The organism is Ruegeria sp. AD91A (assembly GCF_003443535.1).
GTDB lineage: Bacteria > Pseudomonadota > Alphaproteobacteria > Rhodobacterales > Rhodobacteraceae > Ruegeria.
In genome coordinates, this window is the sequence record NZ_CP031946.1 from 551,979 (window position 1) to 568,584 (window position 16,606).

21 protein-coding genes are annotated in these 16,606 nt (G+C 56.8%); 11 read left to right on the forward strand and 10 right to left on the reverse strand.

Annotated features, from left to right (window positions below; translation table 11 throughout):
• Positions 1 to 41 precede the first annotated feature (41 nt).
• Both ppk2 and D1823_RS02765 read left to right on the forward strand, forming a co-directional pair.
• Complete coding sequence (ppk2, locus tag D1823_RS02760; protein ID WP_117868514.1) at positions 42 to 965, forward strand: polyphosphate kinase 2; 924 nt, start codon at positions 42 to 44, stop codon at positions 963 to 965.
• Positions 966 to 1,084: 119 nt separating this feature from the next.
• Positions 1,085 to 2,443: an MATE family efflux transporter gene (locus tag D1823_RS02765; RefSeq protein ID WP_371415294.1), complete on the forward strand. Its 1,359-nt coding sequence runs from the start codon at positions 1,085 to 1,087 to the stop codon at positions 2,441 to 2,443.
• Here the strand turns inward: D1823_RS02765 and D1823_RS02770 are convergent.
• On the reverse strand, positions 2,440 to 2,841 hold the full coding sequence (locus D1823_RS02770; protein WP_117868515.1) for a hypothetical protein: 402 nt from the start codon (positions 2,839 to 2,841) through the stop codon (positions 2,440 to 2,442). The genes D1823_RS02765 and D1823_RS02770 overlap by 4 nt on opposite strands.
• A gap of 2 nt (positions 2,842 to 2,843) precedes the next feature.
• Positions 2,844 to 4,046 carry a pyridoxal phosphate-dependent aminotransferase gene (locus D1823_RS02775; protein ID WP_117868516.1) on the reverse strand — a complete coding sequence of 401 codons (1,203 nt, stop codon included), beginning with the start codon at positions 4,044 to 4,046 and terminating at the stop codon, positions 2,844 to 2,846.
• 92 nt (positions 4,047 to 4,138) lie between these two features.
• Between D1823_RS02775 and D1823_RS02780 the strand changes: the two genes are divergently transcribed.
• From D1823_RS02780 to D1823_RS02790, 3 genes are all read left to right on the forward strand, one after another.
• Positions 4,139 to 4,531, forward strand: coding sequence for a helix-turn-helix domain-containing protein (locus tag D1823_RS02780; RefSeq protein WP_117872654.1), 393 nt, complete (start codon positions 4,139 to 4,141; stop codon positions 4,529 to 4,531).
• A gap of 29 nt (positions 4,532 to 4,560) precedes the next feature.
• The gene (locus tag D1823_RS02785; RefSeq protein ID WP_117868517.1) at positions 4,561 to 4,785 is read left to right on the forward strand and encodes a succinate dehydrogenase assembly factor 2; all 225 of its coding nucleotides are present in this window, start codon (positions 4,561 to 4,563) and stop codon (positions 4,783 to 4,785) included.
• 77 nt (positions 4,786 to 4,862) lie between these two features.
• A complete protein-coding gene (locus D1823_RS02790) occupies positions 4,863 to 5,360 on the forward strand; it encodes a MarR family winged helix-turn-helix transcriptional regulator (protein ID WP_205511901.1) in 498 nt (165 codons plus the stop codon).
• 117 nt (positions 5,361 to 5,477) lie between these two features.
• Here the strand turns inward: D1823_RS02790 and D1823_RS02795 are convergent, their stop codons facing one another.
• Together D1823_RS02795 and D1823_RS02800 are read right to left on the reverse strand one after the other, a co-directional pair.
• Positions 5,478 to 6,179 carry a DUF1194 domain-containing protein gene (locus tag D1823_RS02795; RefSeq protein ID WP_117868518.1) on the reverse strand — a complete coding sequence of 234 codons (702 nt, stop codon included), beginning with the start codon at positions 6,177 to 6,179 and terminating at the stop codon, positions 5,478 to 5,480.
• A complete protein-coding gene (locus D1823_RS02800) occupies positions 6,176 to 6,604 on the reverse strand; it encodes a VOC family protein (protein ID WP_117868519.1) in 429 nt (142 codons plus the stop codon). The genes D1823_RS02795 and D1823_RS02800 overlap by 4 nt, the downstream gene beginning before the upstream one ends.
• 174 nt (positions 6,605 to 6,778) lie before the next feature.
• Between D1823_RS02800 and thyX the strand changes: the two genes are divergently transcribed.
• On the forward strand, positions 6,779 to 7,687 hold the full coding sequence (gene thyX / locus D1823_RS02805; protein ID WP_117868520.1) for an FAD-dependent thymidylate synthase: 909 nt from the start codon (positions 6,779 to 6,781) through the stop codon (positions 7,685 to 7,687).
• Positions 7,688 to 8,141: 454 nt separating this feature from the next.
• Here thyX and D1823_RS02810 read toward each other — a convergent pair whose 3' ends face one another.
• Entirely contained in the window at positions 8,142 to 8,348 is a 207-nt protein-coding gene (locus D1823_RS02810; protein WP_010439113.1) for a cold-shock protein, read from the reverse strand.
• Positions 8,349 to 8,563: 215 nt separating this feature from the next.
• On the opposite strand from D1823_RS02810, the gene D1823_RS02815 reads away from it, so the two are divergent.
• Both D1823_RS02815 and D1823_RS02820 read left to right on the forward strand, forming a co-directional pair.
• A complete protein-coding gene (locus tag D1823_RS02815; RefSeq protein ID WP_117872658.1) occupies positions 8,564 to 8,881 on the forward strand; it encodes an ArsC/Spx/MgsR family protein in 318 nt (105 codons plus the stop codon).
• A gap of 40 nt (positions 8,882 to 8,921) precedes the next feature.
• A complete protein-coding gene (locus D1823_RS02820) occupies positions 8,922 to 9,290 on the forward strand; it encodes a hypothetical protein (RefSeq protein ID WP_117868521.1) in 369 nt (122 codons plus the stop codon).
• Position 9,291: 1 nt separating this feature from the next.
• Here D1823_RS02820 and D1823_RS02825 read toward each other — a convergent pair whose 3' ends face one another.
• The 5 genes from D1823_RS02825 to thrS form a co-directional block, all read right to left on the reverse strand.
• Positions 9,292 to 9,810, reverse strand: coding sequence for a DoxX family protein (locus tag D1823_RS02825; RefSeq protein WP_117868522.1), 519 nt, complete (start codon positions 9,808 to 9,810; stop codon positions 9,292 to 9,294).
• Entirely contained in the window at positions 9,807 to 10,568 is a 762-nt protein-coding gene (locus D1823_RS02830; RefSeq protein ID WP_117868523.1) for a DNA-binding domain-containing protein, read from the reverse strand. The genes D1823_RS02825 and D1823_RS02830 overlap by 4 nt, the downstream gene beginning before the upstream one ends.
• Entirely contained in the window at positions 10,565 to 11,422 is an 858-nt protein-coding gene (locus D1823_RS02835) for a DUF692 family multinuclear iron-containing protein (protein WP_117868524.1), read from the reverse strand. The genes D1823_RS02830 and D1823_RS02835 overlap by 4 nt, the downstream gene beginning before the upstream one ends.
• Before the next feature lie 72 nt (positions 11,423 to 11,494).
• On the reverse strand, positions 11,495 to 11,797 hold the full coding sequence (locus D1823_RS02840) for a DUF2282 domain-containing protein (RefSeq protein WP_117868525.1): 303 nt from the start codon (positions 11,795 to 11,797) through the stop codon (positions 11,495 to 11,497).
• A gap of 221 nt (positions 11,798 to 12,018) precedes the next feature.
• Positions 12,019 to 13,977: a threonine--tRNA ligase gene (gene thrS / locus D1823_RS02845; protein WP_117868526.1), complete on the reverse strand. Its 1,959-nt coding sequence runs from the start codon at positions 13,975 to 13,977 to the stop codon at positions 12,019 to 12,021.
• A gap of 194 nt (positions 13,978 to 14,171) precedes the next feature.
• Here thrS and D1823_RS02850 point away from each other — a divergent pair, with 194 nt between their 5' ends.
• Genes D1823_RS02850 through D1823_RS02860 form a run of 3 tightly spaced genes read left to right on the forward strand, consistent with a single transcriptional unit; the run spans position 14,172 to position 16,572 of the window.
• Positions 14,172 to 14,921, forward strand: a complete 750-nt coding sequence (locus D1823_RS02850; protein WP_117872660.1) for an alpha/beta fold hydrolase — start codon at positions 14,172 to 14,174, stop codon at positions 14,919 to 14,921.
• Positions 14,921 to 15,913, forward strand: coding sequence for a carboxylesterase (locus D1823_RS02855; protein ID WP_117868527.1), 993 nt, complete (start codon positions 14,921 to 14,923; stop codon positions 15,911 to 15,913). The genes D1823_RS02850 and D1823_RS02855 overlap by 1 nt, the downstream gene beginning before the upstream one ends.
• Positions 15,914 to 15,957: 44 nt before the next feature.
• Positions 15,958 to 16,572 carry a hypothetical protein gene (locus D1823_RS02860; protein WP_117868528.1) on the forward strand — a complete coding sequence of 205 codons (615 nt, stop codon included), beginning with the start codon at positions 15,958 to 15,960 and terminating at the stop codon, positions 16,570 to 16,572.
• Positions 16,573 to 16,606 lie beyond the last annotated feature (34 nt).

Here is a 16,606-nt window from a genome sequence, read left to right on the forward strand (position 1 = left end):
CTGCTAGCTCCCTTTCGGGACAACAGAAAAGGAAAGATTTCATGGATGCCATTGCTCGGGTCAAAGTAGATTCAACTCAGACCAAGACTGGGCCGACCCCGGTTGCAGAGGTCGCAGAACCCAGCCCGGAAAAGATCCGGCAGGCGTTTGAAAGCGGCAAGTACCCCTATGGTCGCAAGATGGCGCGGTCGGTGTACGAAGAACAGAAGGCCAAATTGCAAGCAGAGTTGCTGAAGGTTCAGCTGTGGGCTCAGGAAACCGGGCAGCGCTTCGTTCTGCTGTTCGAAGGGCGCGATGCTGCTGGCAAGGGCGGTACGATAAAACGGTTCATGGAGCATCTAAATCCGCGTCAGGCTCGGGTCGTTGCCTTGAATAAACCCACTTGGGAAGAAAAGGGGCAATGGTATTATCAGCGCTATGTTCAGGAACTGCCAACAGTTGGCGAAATGGTGTTCTATGACCGATCCTGGTACAACCGCGCGGGTGTCGAGCGGGTGATGGGTTTTTGCTCTCCCAACGAATATCTGGAGTTCATGCGGCAGACGCCGGAGTTGGAACGGATGCTGGTGCGGTCGGGCATCCAGCTCTACAAATATTGGTTCTCGGTCACGCAGGAAGAACAGCAGCGTCGCTTCAAAAGTCGAGAGATTGATCCCCTGAAACAGTGGAAGCTGTCGCCGATCGACAAGGCGAGCCTCAGCAAGTGGGATGACTATACCGAGGCGAAAGAGGCCATGTTTTTTTACACCGATACGGCTGATGCGCCGTGGACGATCATCAAGTCGAATGACAAGAAGCGCGCGCGCCTGAATTGTATGCGGCATTTCCTGTCGACGCTGGACTACCCGGGTAAGGATCACGACACTGTGGGTGAACCCGATCCGTTGATCGTGGGGCAGGCGCATCACGTCATCCACCGGTCCGAGCATATTTTGGGTACAGCATTGCACCCGGACGCCCGTTAACCGCCACGGTGCCTGCTCTTGCCGTGTGAGTAGGCACCGGAGTCTCATATTGAAATTTTGGTGATCTTCTCTTGTCCCGCGCCAAGCCCGCGCATATGGCTGGTGCAATGACAAAAGTGATGACATATCCGGCCCACTTTCGGGCGATTGCCGTGCTTGGCCTGCCGTTGGTCGGTGGCCATCTGGCGCAGTTTGCCATCGGCCTGACCGACACTATTATGCTGGGCTGGTACGGGGTCGAGGCGCTGGCAGCCGTTACCTTGGCCAGCAGCTATTATTTCGTTTTGTTTTTGTTTGGCGCGGGGTTCGGTTGGGCTGTTATGCCAATGGTCGCCACCGCGGCGGCAGAAGGGGACGAAACCAGCATTCGCCGCTCGACCCGTATGGGGCTGTGGTTGTCGCTGCTGTACGCTGCGGTGGTAATGCCTTTGTTGTGGTGGTCCTATCCGATCCTGATCGCCATGAAGCAAGAGCCGCATATTGCTGAAACCGCGTCAGAATATCTGCGCATTGCCGGTTGGGGGTTGTTTCCGGCGCTTATCGTGATGGTGCTGAAATCCTACCTTGCGGCTCTGGAGCGAACGCAGATTGTTCTGTGGATCACGGTTGCGGCGGCGGTTGTGAACGGGTTTACCAACTATGCGCTGATCTTTGGCAACTGGGGCGCCCCGGAACTGGGCGTGATGGGCGCAGCGATCGCGTCGATCGCGACGCAGGTCGTTTCACTGGTCGCGGTTGTTTTCTATGTGGTCCAGACCCTGCCGGAACACAGCCTGTTCCAACGCTTCTGGCGGCCGGATTGGGAAATGTTCATCAGCGTATGGAAACTGGGCGTGCCCATTGGTCTGACCACCCTGGCCGAGGTGTCGCTGTTTGCAACATCAGCCGTAATGATGGGCTGGCTGGGTCAGGTCCCTCTGGCCGCGCACGGGATTGCCCTGAATCTGGCGTCGGCCACCTTCATGGTACATCTGGGGCTGTCCAATGCGGCCACCATCCGGGCCGGCAACGCGTTGGGCCGCCGGGACAAGGCGCATCTGGAAAAAGGTGCAATTGCTGTGACGGGCATGTCGCTGGTCATGTCCGTTGTGACCGTCATCCTGTTCCTGACATACGCCGAGCCGCTGATTTCTCTGTTCATGGAGGCCGATGATCCGCAGCGCGGACAAATTCTGGCTATCGGGACCGGATTACTGGCCATGGCTGCACTGTTTCAACTGGTCGACGGGGCTCAGGTAATTGCGCTGGGTCTGCTGCGCGGGTTGCAGGATGCCAAGATTCCCATGGTTATGGCGGCGCTCAGCTATTGGGTAGTGGGAATTCCGGCGTCATATTATTTCGGCTTCGTCCGTCAGATGGACGGCATCGGTGTCTGGCTGGGATTGGTGCTTGGTCTGGCCTTCGCGGCGGTACTGCTGATGGCCCGGTTCTGGTTGCATTCGGTGCGGCAGATGCAGGCGCCGGCAGAGCCTGCTTAATCTTTGCTCAAGCGGTCGGCCTTTTTCCGAACCAGAACTGTGCGCAGATCGTGCATCGCCATCAGCAACCTGTCGGTCACATCCTCAAGCTGTTCATCGCTTGCCTTGGACTGCGCCCATTGCGTGGTCAGATTCAGATAGTCGACAGCGCGGTGAATATCGTCAATGTCGCGCTGGGCCAGTACAACCCGGCGCTCTTCCATCCATTGGGCGATCTCTGCCTGATCCCGTTCGGACAAAGCCCGTTGCCCGTGCGGCTTGACCTCGCCGTTGCGGATGTTGACGACGGCTATCTGATCCATCTCAATCCGGCGTTGGCGGTTTTCTGTATCGATCCGAAACACGACGGCCCCGTTCTCACGGATGCGAAAGTAGTATTCGGGAAGGTCTGCAGACATGTTCACCTCAGAGATGCACAAAAGCGCTGTATACGACCGCAGGCTTCGGTCAGGGCTGCATCGGACGTAGCATAGCTGACCCGGAAGTTGGGTGACAGGCCAAAGGCCGCGCCAAACACGACGGCGACATCCGCCTCTTCCAACAGGGCAGTGGCAAAGGCTTCATCGTTTTCGATGACGGTTCCCGCGGGTGTTGTTTTGCCAATCAGCCCAGTGATTGAGGGGTAGACATAAAACGCACCCTCGGGTTTCGGGCAGGTTATTCCGTCAATCTCGTCCAACATGCGCACCACCAGATCACGGCGGCGTTTGAACGTTTCATTGTTCGGGGCCAGAAAATCCTGTGTTCCGTTCAGCGCTTCCACCGCCGCCCACTGGCTGATCGAGCAGGGGTTCGAGGTGGATTGCGACTGGATCTTGCGCATCGCAGAGATGAGTTCGACCGGACCGGCCGCATAACCGATGCGCCAGCCTGTCATGGCATAGGCTTTCGAAACACCGTTGCAGGTGAGCGTCCTGTCATACAGGCCGGGCTCGACCTCGGCAGGCGTGCAGAATTCAAAGCCGTCATAGGCCAGGTGTTCGTACATGTCGTCCGACATGATCCAGATATGCGGATAGCGCATCAGAACATCGGTGAGGGCCTTGAGCTCGTCCCGGCTGTACCCTGCGCCTGTCGGGTTGGAAGGCGAGTTGAAGATGAACCATTTCGTCCTGGGGGTGATTGCGGCTTCCAGTTGTTCTGCCGTCAGTTTGAAGTTGTTGGCCAGCGTCGTTTCAACAACAACCGGCGTTCCACCTGCCAGCAAAACCATGTCGGGGTAGCTTACCCAATAAGGCGCGGGGATAATAACCTTGTCACCGTCATTCATTGTTGCCATCAAGGCGTTGTACAGCGTTTGCTTGCCGCCCGTTCCAACCGAGATCTGCGCGGGCGTGTACTCAAGCCCGTGATCGCGCTTCATCTTGGCGCAAACCGCCTGCTTCAGTTCAGGAATGCCGTCTGGAGCAGTATATTTGGTTTTTCCCGCTGCAATCGCTGCAACAGCAGCGTCTTTGATGTTCTGAGGTGTGTCGAAATCCGGCTCACCCGCGCTCAGGCCAATAACGTCGCGCCCGGCGGCTTTCAACTCGGCGGCCTTGGCTGTCATAGCGATTGTGGGCGAGGGTTTGACGCGTGACAGTGTCGCAGACAGGAAACTCATGGATGGCCTCGGTTTGTATGTTCAACCCGACTGTCATAGGGTGCGTCGGAATGACGATCAAGCCGTATGGACAATGTGAATTGGAGACCCGAATGAATGAAGAAAAAGACTGGTATGGACCGGACTCTGCGACATTCGGGGACCGTTTGGCTGGCGCTCGCGAAGCGGCCGGAATGACCCAGGCCGAGTTGGCGCGTCGACTTGGTGTCAAGAAGACGACGATTGCCGATTGGGAAAACGATCTGTCCGAGCCACGCGCGAACCGATTGTCGATGATGGCGGGTCTGGTTAACGTCTCGATCATGTGGCTGCTGACCGGCGAGGGGGAAGGCATGGATGCCCCGGTGGGAGAGGGCGAAGGCGGTATGGAACTGTCAACCGCCGTGGCTGAACTGCGCGCCATTCGGGGCGAGATGCGGGTTTGTGCCGAACGTGCGGCGCGGCTGGAAAAGAAAATGCGCCTGATGCTGGAGCAGAAGAATTGAGTGAACCCCGGGACGTACGCATCAAGCGAATGAAAATGCGATCCATGCGGCGCGGGATTAAAGAAATGGACATTATCCTGTCCGCTTATGCAGATCGCAATCTGGCTGATATGGATGCGGCTGGGCTGGATGTTTTTGATGCGCTGCTGCACGAAAACGATCAGGACCTCTATCAATGGGTCACTGGTCAGGTGCGGCCACCGGCGCAGTTTGCCAGTTTGGTTTCAAGCATCGCGCAGACCTTTCAGAAATAAGAAAATACCAGCTTAACCGATTTTTCGGACTTTCAGGTCATCGTGCCTCAAACAGCACGACTGAATCGGAGGGTCGGATGAGTATGGAAATGCAGGTCTCTGGGCTGGGAGCCAAGGGGTTCATGACCAGCTATCTTGAGGCGCTGGCCCTGGTGGAACGGCTGCACCGGTTGCTGCTGGACGTCATCAAGGATGAATTCGAGCGCGTTGGCGTGCTGGAAATCAACGCGGTTCAGGCGTTGCTGCTGTTCAATATTGGTGATCATGAAGTGACGGCGGGTGAGCTGAAGAGCCGCGGCTACTATCAGGGCAGCAATGTCAGCTACAACCTCAAGAAACTGGTTGAGATGGGGTATATGCACCACCAGAGATGCGAGATAGATCGCCGCTCTGTTCGCGTTCGTCTGACGCCAACAGGCAGGGAAATCCGCAACATAGTATCCGACCTGTTTGCGCGTCACGCCGAAGGATTGCAAAGCAGAGGAGTGTTGGAGTTGGAAGGTATCGAAGACATCACCACGTCGCTGCGCCGCGTGGAGCGGTATTGGACGGACCAGATCAGATACATCTACTGACTGGGGCTGTGCATCGGACGGAATCAAAACCGTCCTGCACTGATGCACAGGCTTGGCGGCCTTGCTCAAATGCCGGTCCAGGGAACGGACCCGTGACAGCAGCAAACAGACGCGGAGTTATTGTGAGTCTTCATCGAGCGCACCAATCTGCATACCGCTCAACTCCCGTTTCAGCTTTTTTCGCATGGCCCGTTCAAAATCCTCGAACCCCTGAGCGACTTCCAAAAAGGCGCCAGGACCATGCAAGACATTGTTTTCAAAGAAGGGAATCAGATAGAGTTCGCCTTCAAAATCAGCCGCGTTGATCACGAGACCATTCACCACAACGTCCTGAAAGGGGAAGTGCCGATAGGCTATCTGCGGCCCGTAGCCATCGTTGTTGGAGCCATCCCCGGACAGATCAATTGTTTGAAACAAGCACTCGGGTGCTTGATTCATCAAGGCGGACCCGAAGGCAAGGGCATAGCCCATGGCGGTCGCGGATCCGGTATCCGATCGTACTGAATCACTTATCTGACCGGATGCGAAAAGCAGGTCAGAAATATCTTCGATCAGCAACCAATTCAAAATGACATGCTGCGTGGAACGTCCGCTCCATTCGTAAACAGCTAAGGCAACCGGCATGGGAGAAGAGAAAAAGGCCTCTTGCACGTCGGGTGCGATCAGCGCGGCGGCCAGTCCCTGCCGTTGCAGCAAGTCTTCGGCCTCATCGACCGAAACTGAAATGTCCATCGCCAGTGCAAGGGCCAGACGACATTGTTCAGCCTTGATCGGGCTGGCCAGGACGGCCAACCCAAGTGTTATGACCCACCGGATCACCAGTGGCCGACGCTTTCCATGCTAATCCAAGGTTCCTTGGGCTCCAGAGCATCGCCGTTTTGCAGAAGCTCGATCGAGATATTGTCGGGCGATCGCACAAAGGCCATACGACCGTCACGCGGAGGTCGATTGATCGTAACACCATTGTCCTGAAGGTGCCGGCAAACTTCGTAGATGTTGTCGACGCCGTAAGCGAGGTGGCCGAAGTGGCGGCTGTCGCTGGGCAGGTCGTCATCACCGTCCCAATTGTAGGTCAGTTCAATCGGAGCGTCTTCTTGTCCCGGAGGGGCCATGAAAACCAGTGAAAAGCGCCCGGCTTCACTGTCATAGCGGCGTGTCTCCTTCAGGCCCAGAAGTTCATAAAACGCCATGGATTTTTCCAGATCCTTCACGCGGACCATGGTGTGAAGATATGTCAGCGCCATTTGGCCATCCTTTTCGACTCAGTTTGCAAACAGCTTAGCGCGCCAACCTAGTGTGTCGAGAGCGCTGGGTATGGCGAATTGAAAATTGCGCGGGTTGCGGCATATATCGCGGTTCCGGTGTTGCGATTGGCGAGATATAGTAGGGGGCGACTCATTGCCAGAAAGGAAAATTTGATGCCGCTGTCCGCTGACCAACAGGCCGAGATCGAAGCGCAACGTGCGCAATCGCATCCCACTCGTCGCGTCGTTTCAGCGGGAATGGAAGATCACCTGTATACCGCGCATCAGGTTCTGGATCACGGTTTTGTTCGCGTCATTGACTACATGGGCGATGACGCCGCTATCTGTCAGGCTGCACGTGTGTCTTACGGCAAAGGAACCAAATCAGTTCAGAATGACGAAGGTCTGATCCGGTATCTGATGCGGCACTGGCATTCGACCCCTTTCGAAATGTGCGAGGTCAAACTGCATGTGAAGCTGCCGGTCTTCGTGGCGCGGCAGTGGATTCGGCACCGCACGGCCAATGTAAATGAGTATTCGGCGCGGTATTCGATTCTGGATCGTGAGTTCTATATTCCCGCACCCGAACATGTCGCCGCCCAATCAGAGGTGAACAATCAGGGCCGTGGCTCGGCTCTGGAAGGGGAAGAGGCTGCACGTGTCCTGGACATCCTGAAGGCAGACAGTGCCCGGTGTTACGACAATTACGAGGCGATGATCAGTCAGGGCGGGCAGCAGGGTCTGGCACGTGAACTGGCGCGGATGAACCTGCCCGCAAACATCTATACGCAGTGGTACTGGAAGGTCGACCTTCACAACCTGTTCCACTTCCTGCGATTGCGCGCTGACCCTCATGCTCAGTTCGAAATCCGCGTCTACGCTGATGCGATGTGCAAGATCGTCGCCGACTGGGTACCATTTGCCTACAAGGCCTTCGAAGATTACCGCCTTGGTGCCGTCAACCTGTCCGCTCAGATGGTCGAAAGCCTGCGGCGCATGCTGGCGGGCGATGACGTCACACAGGAAAGCTCGGGTATGACGGCTCGAGAATGGCGCGAGTTCGAAGAGATCATTCGCAAATAGAACTTGAATTCGCACAGCGGTAGTTTATCCGGATTGTCATGGGATCGGAACACTGGTTCCATGGCTCTTTTACTCAAGCTTGCGAATATTTCACGTGTGCCCGGGCTTGCATTGCATGTGCAGGCTGACGGCTCATTGCTTGGATTTGGTGAGGACTGTCGCACGTTTGCTCCAGAAACTAGAACGGCAATTCTGAGCGGAAGGTGTGGCAACGTGCGTGCGCGGGCCCAGGCAGTTTGCATAAGTCTGGACTATCCGGCTTGGGGGCTCGACCGCGGTCGTGACATACGCGAACGGGGTTTCCAGCACCGCGAAAAAGGACACAGACCAATACTGCCACGCCGATGCGAAGTCAGCGTGAGAACAATGGAACGAGACCGGTGAGGGGTGGCTGACGGCCGGAAAATTGGCCGCCATCCTTAATTGATTCACCCTGCAATCAGCGGGGATGTCGTTACAACGGCTTCAAATCAGAAGCCATTTGCCGACCGTCGCGTCCGTCCTCCAACTCGTAAGAGACTTTCTGATTGTCAGCGAGTCCGGTAAGGCCGGACCGTTCTACGGCCGAGATATGTACAAACACATCTTTGCCCCCTTCATCAGGGGCAATAAAACCATATCCTTTGGTGGTATTGAACCATTTCACGGTGCCGGTAGGCATGTCCCGTGTCTCCTTCTACTTACGCATTGTCCCACAAATTGGTGGGGGCTGTGGTGAGCGACATCGTAAACCCGACTGGATCGCTATTTCTGAACAGTCCAATTCACATGTTTCGCCTTTTTCAACATTGCATGGTGATGTAAAAAATCAAGAATAACTGCCTGAAACTGGCAAGTTTGCCCAAAATGCAATCAAATGCAGGAACAGTAAAAAACATGCGCCTTTATGGACTGAAGACTTGTGACGCCTGTCGCAAGGCATTGAAAACGTTTCCAGATGCAGAGTTTGTAGATGCCCGCAGCGATGGCGTGCCGGACTCTGTGCTGTCGCAAGCGCTTGCCGCCTTCGGCGACGCTTTGCTCAACACAAGGTCCACAACATGGCGTGGGTTGGATGACAACCAACGCGCGAAAACACCTTTGGAACTGTTGAAAGAGCACCCCACTCTGATGAAGCGTCCGTTGATCGAGAAAGACGGAGATCTGTTTCTGGGCTGGACAGCCGAAACACGAACGCAGCTTGGTATTTCTTGAGGAATGCTTATGTGCCTGCATGTAAAAGTGAGGATGTTCAATGCGTAATGCCGCCATGATTTTGGGCGTTATCGCCGGATTGATCGGTATGATCGTCGGGTTTTTCGGATATGCGAAGGTGGTCGTGATCGATCACGTCGGCGAGATAGAAGGAGTTCTGAGGCAGGCAGACAACCCTGATCTGATTCAGGCCGTGTCGATCATCGCGCCTTTGTTGGCCATTGTCGGGGGGGCGATGGCGCCTGCGCGTGCTCTTTTTGCCGGAATCTTGCTGCTCATTTCAGCGGGAGCGATGTATTATGCATTCGGATTTGGTGTCTTCACCATGTTCCCGATTGCATTTGCCGGGGTTGCCGGGGTGCTTGGGCTGGCAGCGGGTAAACCGGACCAGCCCAAAGCGCATTTCTAGGTCATTTCAGACGCAGGATCCGATCAAGTGAGATGGGGCCCGCACCGTTGATCACGATCACCAGCATCAGGAATGTCCACATCGTACGCTGATCCATTATGGATGGCGCCGCGTCGAACAGGCTGCCCAGTTTCACGCCATGGCCGGTGACATCGACCAGGGTCTGCACCCAGATGAAACCGATCATACCCAAGGCGGCCAGGCGGGTGAACAGACCGACAAGCAGCAGCGCAGGAAGGACGAATTCTGCAACCGTGCCAAAGAAAATGACGATACGTTGGAAGATTGTCATTTGGGATACGTCATAAAGTACGGCTTCGGCTGCTTTGGGGAAAATCTGACCGAAGGCACCTGCCGAAGGTGAAAAGATCGAACCGTCGATCTTCAGCATTGCCGAGTTCCAGTAATAGACCAGAAGGACGGCGACAAAGACCAGCCGCGCCAGCGTTGGTGTAAGCCAGTTGGACGCAAGGTCCACCTTTCCCAGAACGTTGTTGTGAAGTGAGATCAGGGCAGTCATGTCTCCAGCCTTTCGATAGTCACAGAAGTTAGTGCACCGCCCTGTAGAAGCAGTGCCAGAGTGGTTCCAAGGTCAAATTCAGGTTGCGTCGCTGCGGTTTTCTCAAACGCTTCGCCGATCATGTCGCCACCTTGTATGTGGGTTATCCAGTCTGCTCCGCCAGCGGGCAGCAGCTGGGCAACCGGGTCGAATTCCGGGCGTGTGATCAACACATCCTCCGCTCGTGCAACCGGTTTCGGTGCGTCGGCGTCGGTGTTGAAGCGCCAGATCGCGTGAATAGGCCAGTCTGAACGTATCACCCGCATAGCAGGGGCAAATCGCAACCGGGCCCGCATGACCTGTTCGGGGTCTACGGCCAGAGCTTCTGCCGGGGCAGGTTGGCTGTCGGCGGCGTGGTACGACTTGCGCAAGGCAAGTTCCATCCGCGCCACATCCGGCAAGTAACCAAGATGCGATAGCTGCTGCATTCCAGCCAGAAATTCGGGAAAGGCTTCACCGTAGAACATCATCAGCGGTGAAGATGGCGGGTGCTGGCGCAGAAATATCCCGGCCAGCCCATCCATATTCCCAGAGCCCAGCAACTTGGTGATGACTGGAAACGCCTGATGCATCGCCTCGGTCAAGGACACGGCGATATTGTTGCGATAGACGCTGAACCGACGACCGGCTGGCTGCGCCTGGGCGTCCAGCAAACCTTCGGGGACAGGGGCTGACGCATCCATCATGGCTGCGCGAAATTCGGATTGCGAAACGCTCATGCCGGGATCCGTTCCAGGGCGGTCTGCGCGCGAACGGCCTCTTCTCGCAAAACGGGCCAGTCCGGTACGTCGGTGTCCCACTCGACCAGGACGGGCTTCGGCCCCGTCCGTTCCAGCACATAATCCAACAACGCCCAGACCGGATCGACGACTTCACGCCCGTGGCTGTCGATCAGCAGCGGGTGGCCGTGATCGTCTTCATCCTCGTCATGACCGCCAAGGTGAATTTCCCCCACTTTTTCCAGTGGATAGGCATTGATGTAACCCTGAGGAGAGAAATCCAGATTGGTGGCAGAGATAAAGACGTTATTGACATCCAGCAACAAGCCACATCCGGTACGACGTGCAATTTCGCGCAGAAAGTCGGGCTCTGACCAGGCGCTTTCTTCAAAAGCCAAATAGCTTGAGGGGTTTTCCAACAGCATCTGCCGCCCGACAGTATCCTGCACCTGATCGATATGATCGCAAACACGTGTCAGAGTTGCGTCGGTATAGGGCAAGGGCAGCAGGTCGTTGTAGAAATGGGTGTCATGGGTGGACCAGGCCAGGTGTTCGGAAAAGCTGGCAGGGTTCAGCCAACCCACCAGTTGTTTCAGCCGGGCCAGATGATCAGGGTCCAGTGCGCCTTCGCCGCCAATGGACAGGCCAACACCATGGACCGAGATCGGGAATTGTTCGGAAAGATGGCGCAGCTGCGCCAGAGGTCGCCCGCCATCGCCCATATAGTTCTCCGCATGAATTTCCAGCCATGCGACGGGCTGCGCGTGTTCAAGTATCTGAGCGAAGTGTTGCGGCTTGTAACCTACGCCCGGAGCTGCGGGCAGGCGGTTCGACCTGTGGGCATCATCCAACATGGGCCAGTTCCTTGATCACGAAAGGGAAGGGGCGGGCGATGGTGCCCGCCCCCTGAATTCGTCAGGCGCTTCTTATGCCGGCAGGTCGCGATCCTGAGCTTCCAGCGAGCCTTTGCGCGGTGCGCCGTCGGCCTGTGCGGGCAGTTCGATATCCGCGCAGGTGCCTGCATCGACCAGGGTCCATGCGTTGCCCTGATAATCAACGGTCGAGGTACCCGCGCAAGTGGTGCCGGGGCCAGCGGCGCAGTCGTTCTGACCGGCCAGTGATACGCCATAGCATTTTTCTTTTGCCTGAGCGGATGCAGTGGTTGCGGCGCCCGATACGGCGGCTGCGACTGCGGTTGCGATAACCAGGGACTTAGCTGTGTTCGACATCTCGGTAATCCTCTTGATGACTGGGTATGTCTGCTTGTGACAATGACAAAGGTAGTAGCTTGGTAGACAGAGTTGAATTCACGAGCCCGTGTCTCACAAGCACGTCAAGGGGCGGCGTGCCCTCTTGCAGCGTAATGCATTGTTTTTGATGAATAAAGGGGGAAATGTTTCAATCCGGCCCCAAATCGGGGGCCAGATTTCTTGCGATTTCCTGCCGATTGTTACAGCAGATCTGGTGGGGTGGCTGCCTGCGACAGCTCGTTTGTTACAACGTCAAGCGGTTGTACCTGCGTCTGTTTTTCACCCAGACGCCGGACACTGACAGTGCGGTCGTCGACTTCGCGATGGCCGACGGCCAGAATGACCGGAACCTTGCCGACCGAATGTTCACGAACCTTGTAGTTGATCTTTTCGTTGCGAATGTCGGCTTCGGCCCGAACACCAGCTGCGCGCAGGGTTTCGACCACTTCGGCGACATAGTCATCCGCCTCAGAGGTAATAGACGCGACCACGACCTGACGCGGGGCAAGCCAAAACGGCAGCTTGCCTGCGTGTTCTTCGATCAGGATACCGATGAAACGTTCGAACGAACCCAAGGTTGCGCGATGCAGCATAACGGGACGGTGTTTACCGCCGTCAGCGCCGATATAGGTGGCGTCCAGACGCTCGGGCAGCACGAAGTCAACCTGGTGCGTACCGCATTGCCAATCGCGACCGATCGCGTCGGTCAGAACAAACTCCAGCTTGGGGCCGTAAAAGGCGCCTTCGCCGGGGTTGAGCTCCGGCTCGATCCCGGCAGCACGTGTCGCGCTGAGCAACGCGGCTTCGGCCTTGTCCCAGACTTCATCCGACCCAGATCGTTTCTCAGGGCGATCCGAGAATTTGACCGAGAAGTTTTCGAATCCCAAATCCTTGTAGATCCGGGACAGGAACCGGATGAACTCTGCGGTTTCAGACTCGATCTGGTCTTCGGTGCAGAAGATGTGCCCATCGTCCTGGGTGAAGCCGCGCACACGCATGATACCGTGCAGCGCACCTGACGGCTCATAGCGGTTGCACGAGCCAAACTCAGCCATACGCAGCGGCAGGTCGCGATAGGATTTCAGGCCCTGATTGAAGATCTGCACATGGCAGGGGCAGTTCATCGGCTTGAGCGCGTTGATCGCCTTTTCGCGCGCGTGCTCCTCGTCCACTTCGACGATGAACATGTTCTCCTGATACTTGTCCCAATGGCCCGATGCTTCCCACAGTTTACGGTCCACAACCTGTGGCGTGTTGACTTCGACATAGCCGCCGTTGCGCTGCTGGCGGCGCATGTAGTCCTGCAACTGAGTGTAGATCGTCCAGCCGTTGGGGTGCCAGAAAATCTGACCGGGCGCCTCTTCCTGCATGTGGAACAGGTTCATTTCGCGGCCCAGCTTGCGATGGTCGCGCTTGGCGGCCTCTTCCAGCATATGCAGGTGCGCTTTCAGCTTTTCCTTACCGGTGAAGGCCACGCCATAGATACGCTGCAACATCGCGCGGTCGCTGTCGCCACGCCAATAGGCGCCGGCGATGGACATAAGCTTGAAGGCATCCCCCGGAACCTGGCCGGTGTGTTGCAGGTGCGGACCACGGCACAGATCCTGCCAGTGGCCGTGCCAGTACATGCGCAGCGGTTCGTCGCCGGGAATGGCTTCGATCAGTTCGACCTTGTAGGGCTCGTTATTGGCTTTGTAGAACTCGATCGCGCGCTCGCGGTCCCAGACCTCGGTGGTGACGGGATCACGCTTGTTGATGATCTCTTTCATCTTTTTCTCGATGAGGCCGAGATCTTCCGGCGTGAACGGCTCTTCACGGTCGAAGTCATAATACCAGCCGTTTTCGATAACGGGGCCGATAGTGACCTTGGTCGCGGGCCAGATTTCCTGAACTGCGCGGGCCATGATATGGGCCAGATCGTGGCGGATCAGTTCATTGGCCTGAACTTCATCCTTCATGGTGTGGATGGCGATCTGCGCGTCGGATTCGATGGGCCATTGCAGGTCCCAGTGCTTCCCATCCACGGTGGCCGAGATGGCCTTTTTGGCCAGCGAGGTTGAGATATCGGCAGCCACCTGCGCGGGCGTGACGCCTGCGTCGAAGGAACGTGCATTGCCATCGGGAAAGGTGAGAGAGACGGATTGAGAATCCAGGGCCATATCGGCTCTCCTCGTCGGTTTGGCGCCCACTGAACGCCCGGTTGCGGGTTATGTGTGTTTGGCTGATGTGGCAGGTGCAGCAATTTCTGTCAAGTGCTGCAGGGTGCTTTGGCTGACGCAACGAAACATCGAATTCAGGAATTGCGACCATCGAGCTGCCGTGCATGATGTTCCCCAAAGAGAAAGAGGATTTCATGGCAGCAACGGAATTTCTGGAAACGGCTCAGGGGCGGCCACTGGCTTATCACAAAAGCGAAGGGTCAGGGCCGACCATCGTTTTTCTGGGTGGGCTCAAATCGGACATGGAAGGCACCAAGGCCGTGCATCTGGAAGTTTGGGCGCAGGCGCGGGGGCAATCGTTCTTGCGGTTCGATTATTCCGGCCACGGCGAAAGCTCGGGTGCGTTCACGGATGGCTCTATTGGTGACTGGCATCAGGACACATTGGCCGCAGTAAATGCATTGACGGACGGACCATTGATTGTTGTTGGCTCGTCGATGGGGGGGTGGCAGGCATTGCTACTGGCCAGGGCCATGCCCGAACGAATTGCAGGCATGGTCACAATTGCTGCTGCACCGGATTTCACCGAGGACGGGTATTGGGCGTCTTTCAGCGACGAACAAAAAGCCGCGTTGAACACTGTCGGCCATGTCGAGTTGCCGTCCGACTATATGGAACCCTATATCATCACCAAGCGCATGATCGAAGACGGACGTCAGAATTTGGTTCTGCGGGGCGCTCTGGATCTGCCGTTCCCGGTTCGTTTCCTGCAAGGCACCGCAGACACGGCGGTTTCGACCGAAACAGCCGTGCGGCTGCTGGAACATGCTGCGGGTCCTGACATGCGGCTGTTGTTGGTCAAAGGGGCTGATCATCGCTTCTCGGACGAGAAATGCCTGGGCCTGATCGAGACCGCGGTTCTTGACGTGTTGGGAGAAACCTGATGCGGCGCTTTGGTTGGATTCTGGGGCGCGCTCTTCTGGCGCTGGTTGTTCTCGGCGGCCTGGTCTACTGGTTCGGCCCGCGCGAGGAAGTGAACCTGCACCCGACTTTTGATTCCCGGAAATTTGGTGAAGGTGTTCAGGTTTATTTTGAAAGCACCGAGTCCGCCTATGATGATATCGTTCCGGGTGTCGAAAAGCGTGTGGTCTGGCAGGACGGGTTCAAGGAGCAGCGCACGCCGTATTCTGTTCTGTACATCCACGGTTTTTCAGCAAGTTCTGAGGAAATCCGCCCCGTGCCTGATCTGGTGGCTGACGCTTTGGGGGCCAACCTGGTCTACACCCGTTTGCAAGCTCACGGTCGGGATGGGCCGGCGATGGCCGAGGGTACTGCCTCGGGCTGGATGCAGGACATGGCCGAAGGGCTGGCAGCGGCGCGTGCGGTCGGAGAGAAGGTGATCGTCATTTCCACCTCGACCGGAGGAACACTGGCGGCGGCAGCTGCGTTGGATGTTGACCTCAGCCGGGATGTGGTTGGCATGGTCTTTGTCTCGCCGAACTTTGGTGTGAATACCTTCGCGGCGTGGGTGCCTTCCTTACCTTGGGCAAGAATCTGGTTGCCCGTTCTCATGGGGCCAGAACGCGATGTGTCAGGGCCGGACCCAGAGAAGAACAAGTACTGGACGTCGGTCTACCCGTGGGAAGCCGTCGTGCCGATGTCCGTGCTGGTGGATACGGTCTATGCGCTGGATTTCTCTGAGGCCCTGATACCCGCTTTGTTCTGGTTTTCGGATGATGATCAGGTTGTGCGGCCGGGCCGGACGCACAAAGTGGCTGAGGCCTGGGGCGCTCCGGCAACGGTCAAGCTGGTTACGATGGGGCCGGATGACGATCCGTCTTCACACGTTATCGCGGGGCGGTTGATGTCGCCGGGTCAAACCGACGCGGCCGTTGCTGGTATACTGGAGTGGCTCAAGGGCTTGGGGGTGGAATAAACCCTGATCGGAAAAAAGGATGCAAGATGCGTAAGCCGGGCAGCATGTGGAGCCTTGAGACCCTGGGCCGCGTCCGCTTGTCCCGGCACTTCTTCATGCGTGATTTTCTGTATTCGGAAATCGGCAACTTCCACCAAAAGCAGAATATTCCGGACAACCCGGATCTGGCGATCGAAACAGGTCGCGCGTTTTGCGAAACCCTTCTTGACCCCTTGGAAGAGACATTTGGCCGGGTCGCCGTCAGGTCGGGCTACCGCTCACCGTCCTTGAACCGGTTTGGCAATGAAAACAAACTGAACTGCGCCCGAAACGATAATCCGTTGGAATGCCATATCTGGGATCACGGGGAAGGGGATGCGCGGATCGCCGGGGCATCCATCGTCATCCCGTGGTTCGCGGATCAATATGCGCAAGGCAGAGATTGGCGGGATCTGGCGTGGTGGATGCACGATCATCTGGAGTATTCCGAAATCTGGTTCTTCCCCAAGTTATGCGCGTTCAACCTTGTGTGGCGGCCCAGGCCGCATCGTCGGATCGACAGCTACATTGCTCCGCGTGGATGTCTGTTGAGGCCCGGCACTGAGCCGGGTGAAGACCTTTCTGCCCGGCAAGCCCGTTACGCCGATTTTCCGGCATTTCGAGCAATCGCCTACCCATGAAGTTTTCCTTGCCCGGTTGCGGCAAAACTTTCAT

Excerpts from the sequence above, each read along its gene's own strand:
- D1823_RS02835 (WP_117868524.1), bottom strand. The coding sequence starts at position 11,422 with ATGTTGGATGATGCCCACAGGTCGAACCGCCTGCCCGCAGCTCCGGGC.
- D1823_RS02815 (WP_117872658.1), top strand. The coding sequence starts at position 8,564 with ATGCGCCTTTATGGACTGAAGACTTGTGACGCCTGTCGCAAGGCATTG.
- D1823_RS02810 (WP_010439113.1), bottom strand. The coding sequence starts at position 8,348 with ATGCCTACCGGCACCGTGAAATGGTTCAATACCACCAAAGGATATGGT.
- D1823_RS02840 (WP_117868525.1), bottom strand. The coding sequence starts at position 11,797 with ATGTCGAACACAGCTAAGTCCCTGGTTATCGCAACCGCAGTCGCAGCC.
- D1823_RS02860 (WP_117868528.1), top strand. The coding sequence starts at position 15,958 with ATGTGGAGCCTTGAGACCCTGGGCCGCGTCCGCTTGTCCCGGCACTTC.
- D1823_RS02830 (WP_117868523.1), bottom strand. The coding sequence starts at position 10,568 with ATGAGCGTTTCGCAATCCGAATTTCGCGCAGCCATGATGGATGCGTCA.
- D1823_RS02790 (WP_205511901.1), top strand. The coding sequence starts at position 4,863 with ATGAGTATGGAAATGCAGGTCTCTGGGCTGGGAGCCAAGGGGTTCATG.
- thyX (WP_117868520.1), top strand. The coding sequence starts at position 6,779 with ATGCCGCTGTCCGCTGACCAACAGGCCGAGATCGAAGCGCAACGTGCG.
- D1823_RS02800 (WP_117868519.1), bottom strand. The coding sequence starts at position 6,604 with ATGGCGCTGACATATCTTCACACCATGGTCCGCGTGAAGGATCTGGAA.
- D1823_RS02780 (WP_117872654.1), top strand. The coding sequence starts at position 4,139 with ATGAATGAAGAAAAAGACTGGTATGGACCGGACTCTGCGACATTCGGG.
- D1823_RS02765 (WP_371415294.1), top strand. The coding sequence starts at position 1,085 with ATGACATATCCGGCCCACTTTCGGGCGATTGCCGTGCTTGGCCTGCCG.
- D1823_RS02785 (WP_117868517.1), top strand. The coding sequence starts at position 4,561 with ATGAAAATGCGATCCATGCGGCGCGGGATTAAAGAAATGGACATTATC.
- D1823_RS02770 (WP_117868515.1), bottom strand. The coding sequence starts at position 2,841 with ATGTCTGCAGACCTTCCCGAATACTACTTTCGCATCCGTGAGAACGGG.
- D1823_RS02825 (WP_117868522.1), bottom strand. The coding sequence starts at position 9,810 with ATGACTGCCCTGATCTCACTTCACAACAACGTTCTGGGAAAGGTGGAC.
- D1823_RS02775 (WP_117868516.1), bottom strand. The coding sequence starts at position 4,046 with ATGAGTTTCCTGTCTGCGACACTGTCACGCGTCAAACCCTCGCCCACA.
- ppk2 (WP_117868514.1), top strand. The coding sequence starts at position 42 with ATGGATGCCATTGCTCGGGTCAAAGTAGATTCAACTCAGACCAAGACT.
- D1823_RS02820 (WP_117868521.1), top strand. The coding sequence starts at position 8,922 with ATGCGTAATGCCGCCATGATTTTGGGCGTTATCGCCGGATTGATCGGT.
- D1823_RS02850 (WP_117872660.1), top strand. The coding sequence starts at position 14,172 with ATGGCAGCAACGGAATTTCTGGAAACGGCTCAGGGGCGGCCACTGGCT.
- D1823_RS02855 (WP_117868527.1), top strand. The coding sequence starts at position 14,921 with ATGCGGCGCTTTGGTTGGATTCTGGGGCGCGCTCTTCTGGCGCTGGTT.
- thrS (WP_117868526.1), bottom strand. The coding sequence starts at position 13,977 with ATGGCCCTGGATTCTCAATCCGTCTCTCTCACCTTTCCCGATGGCAAT.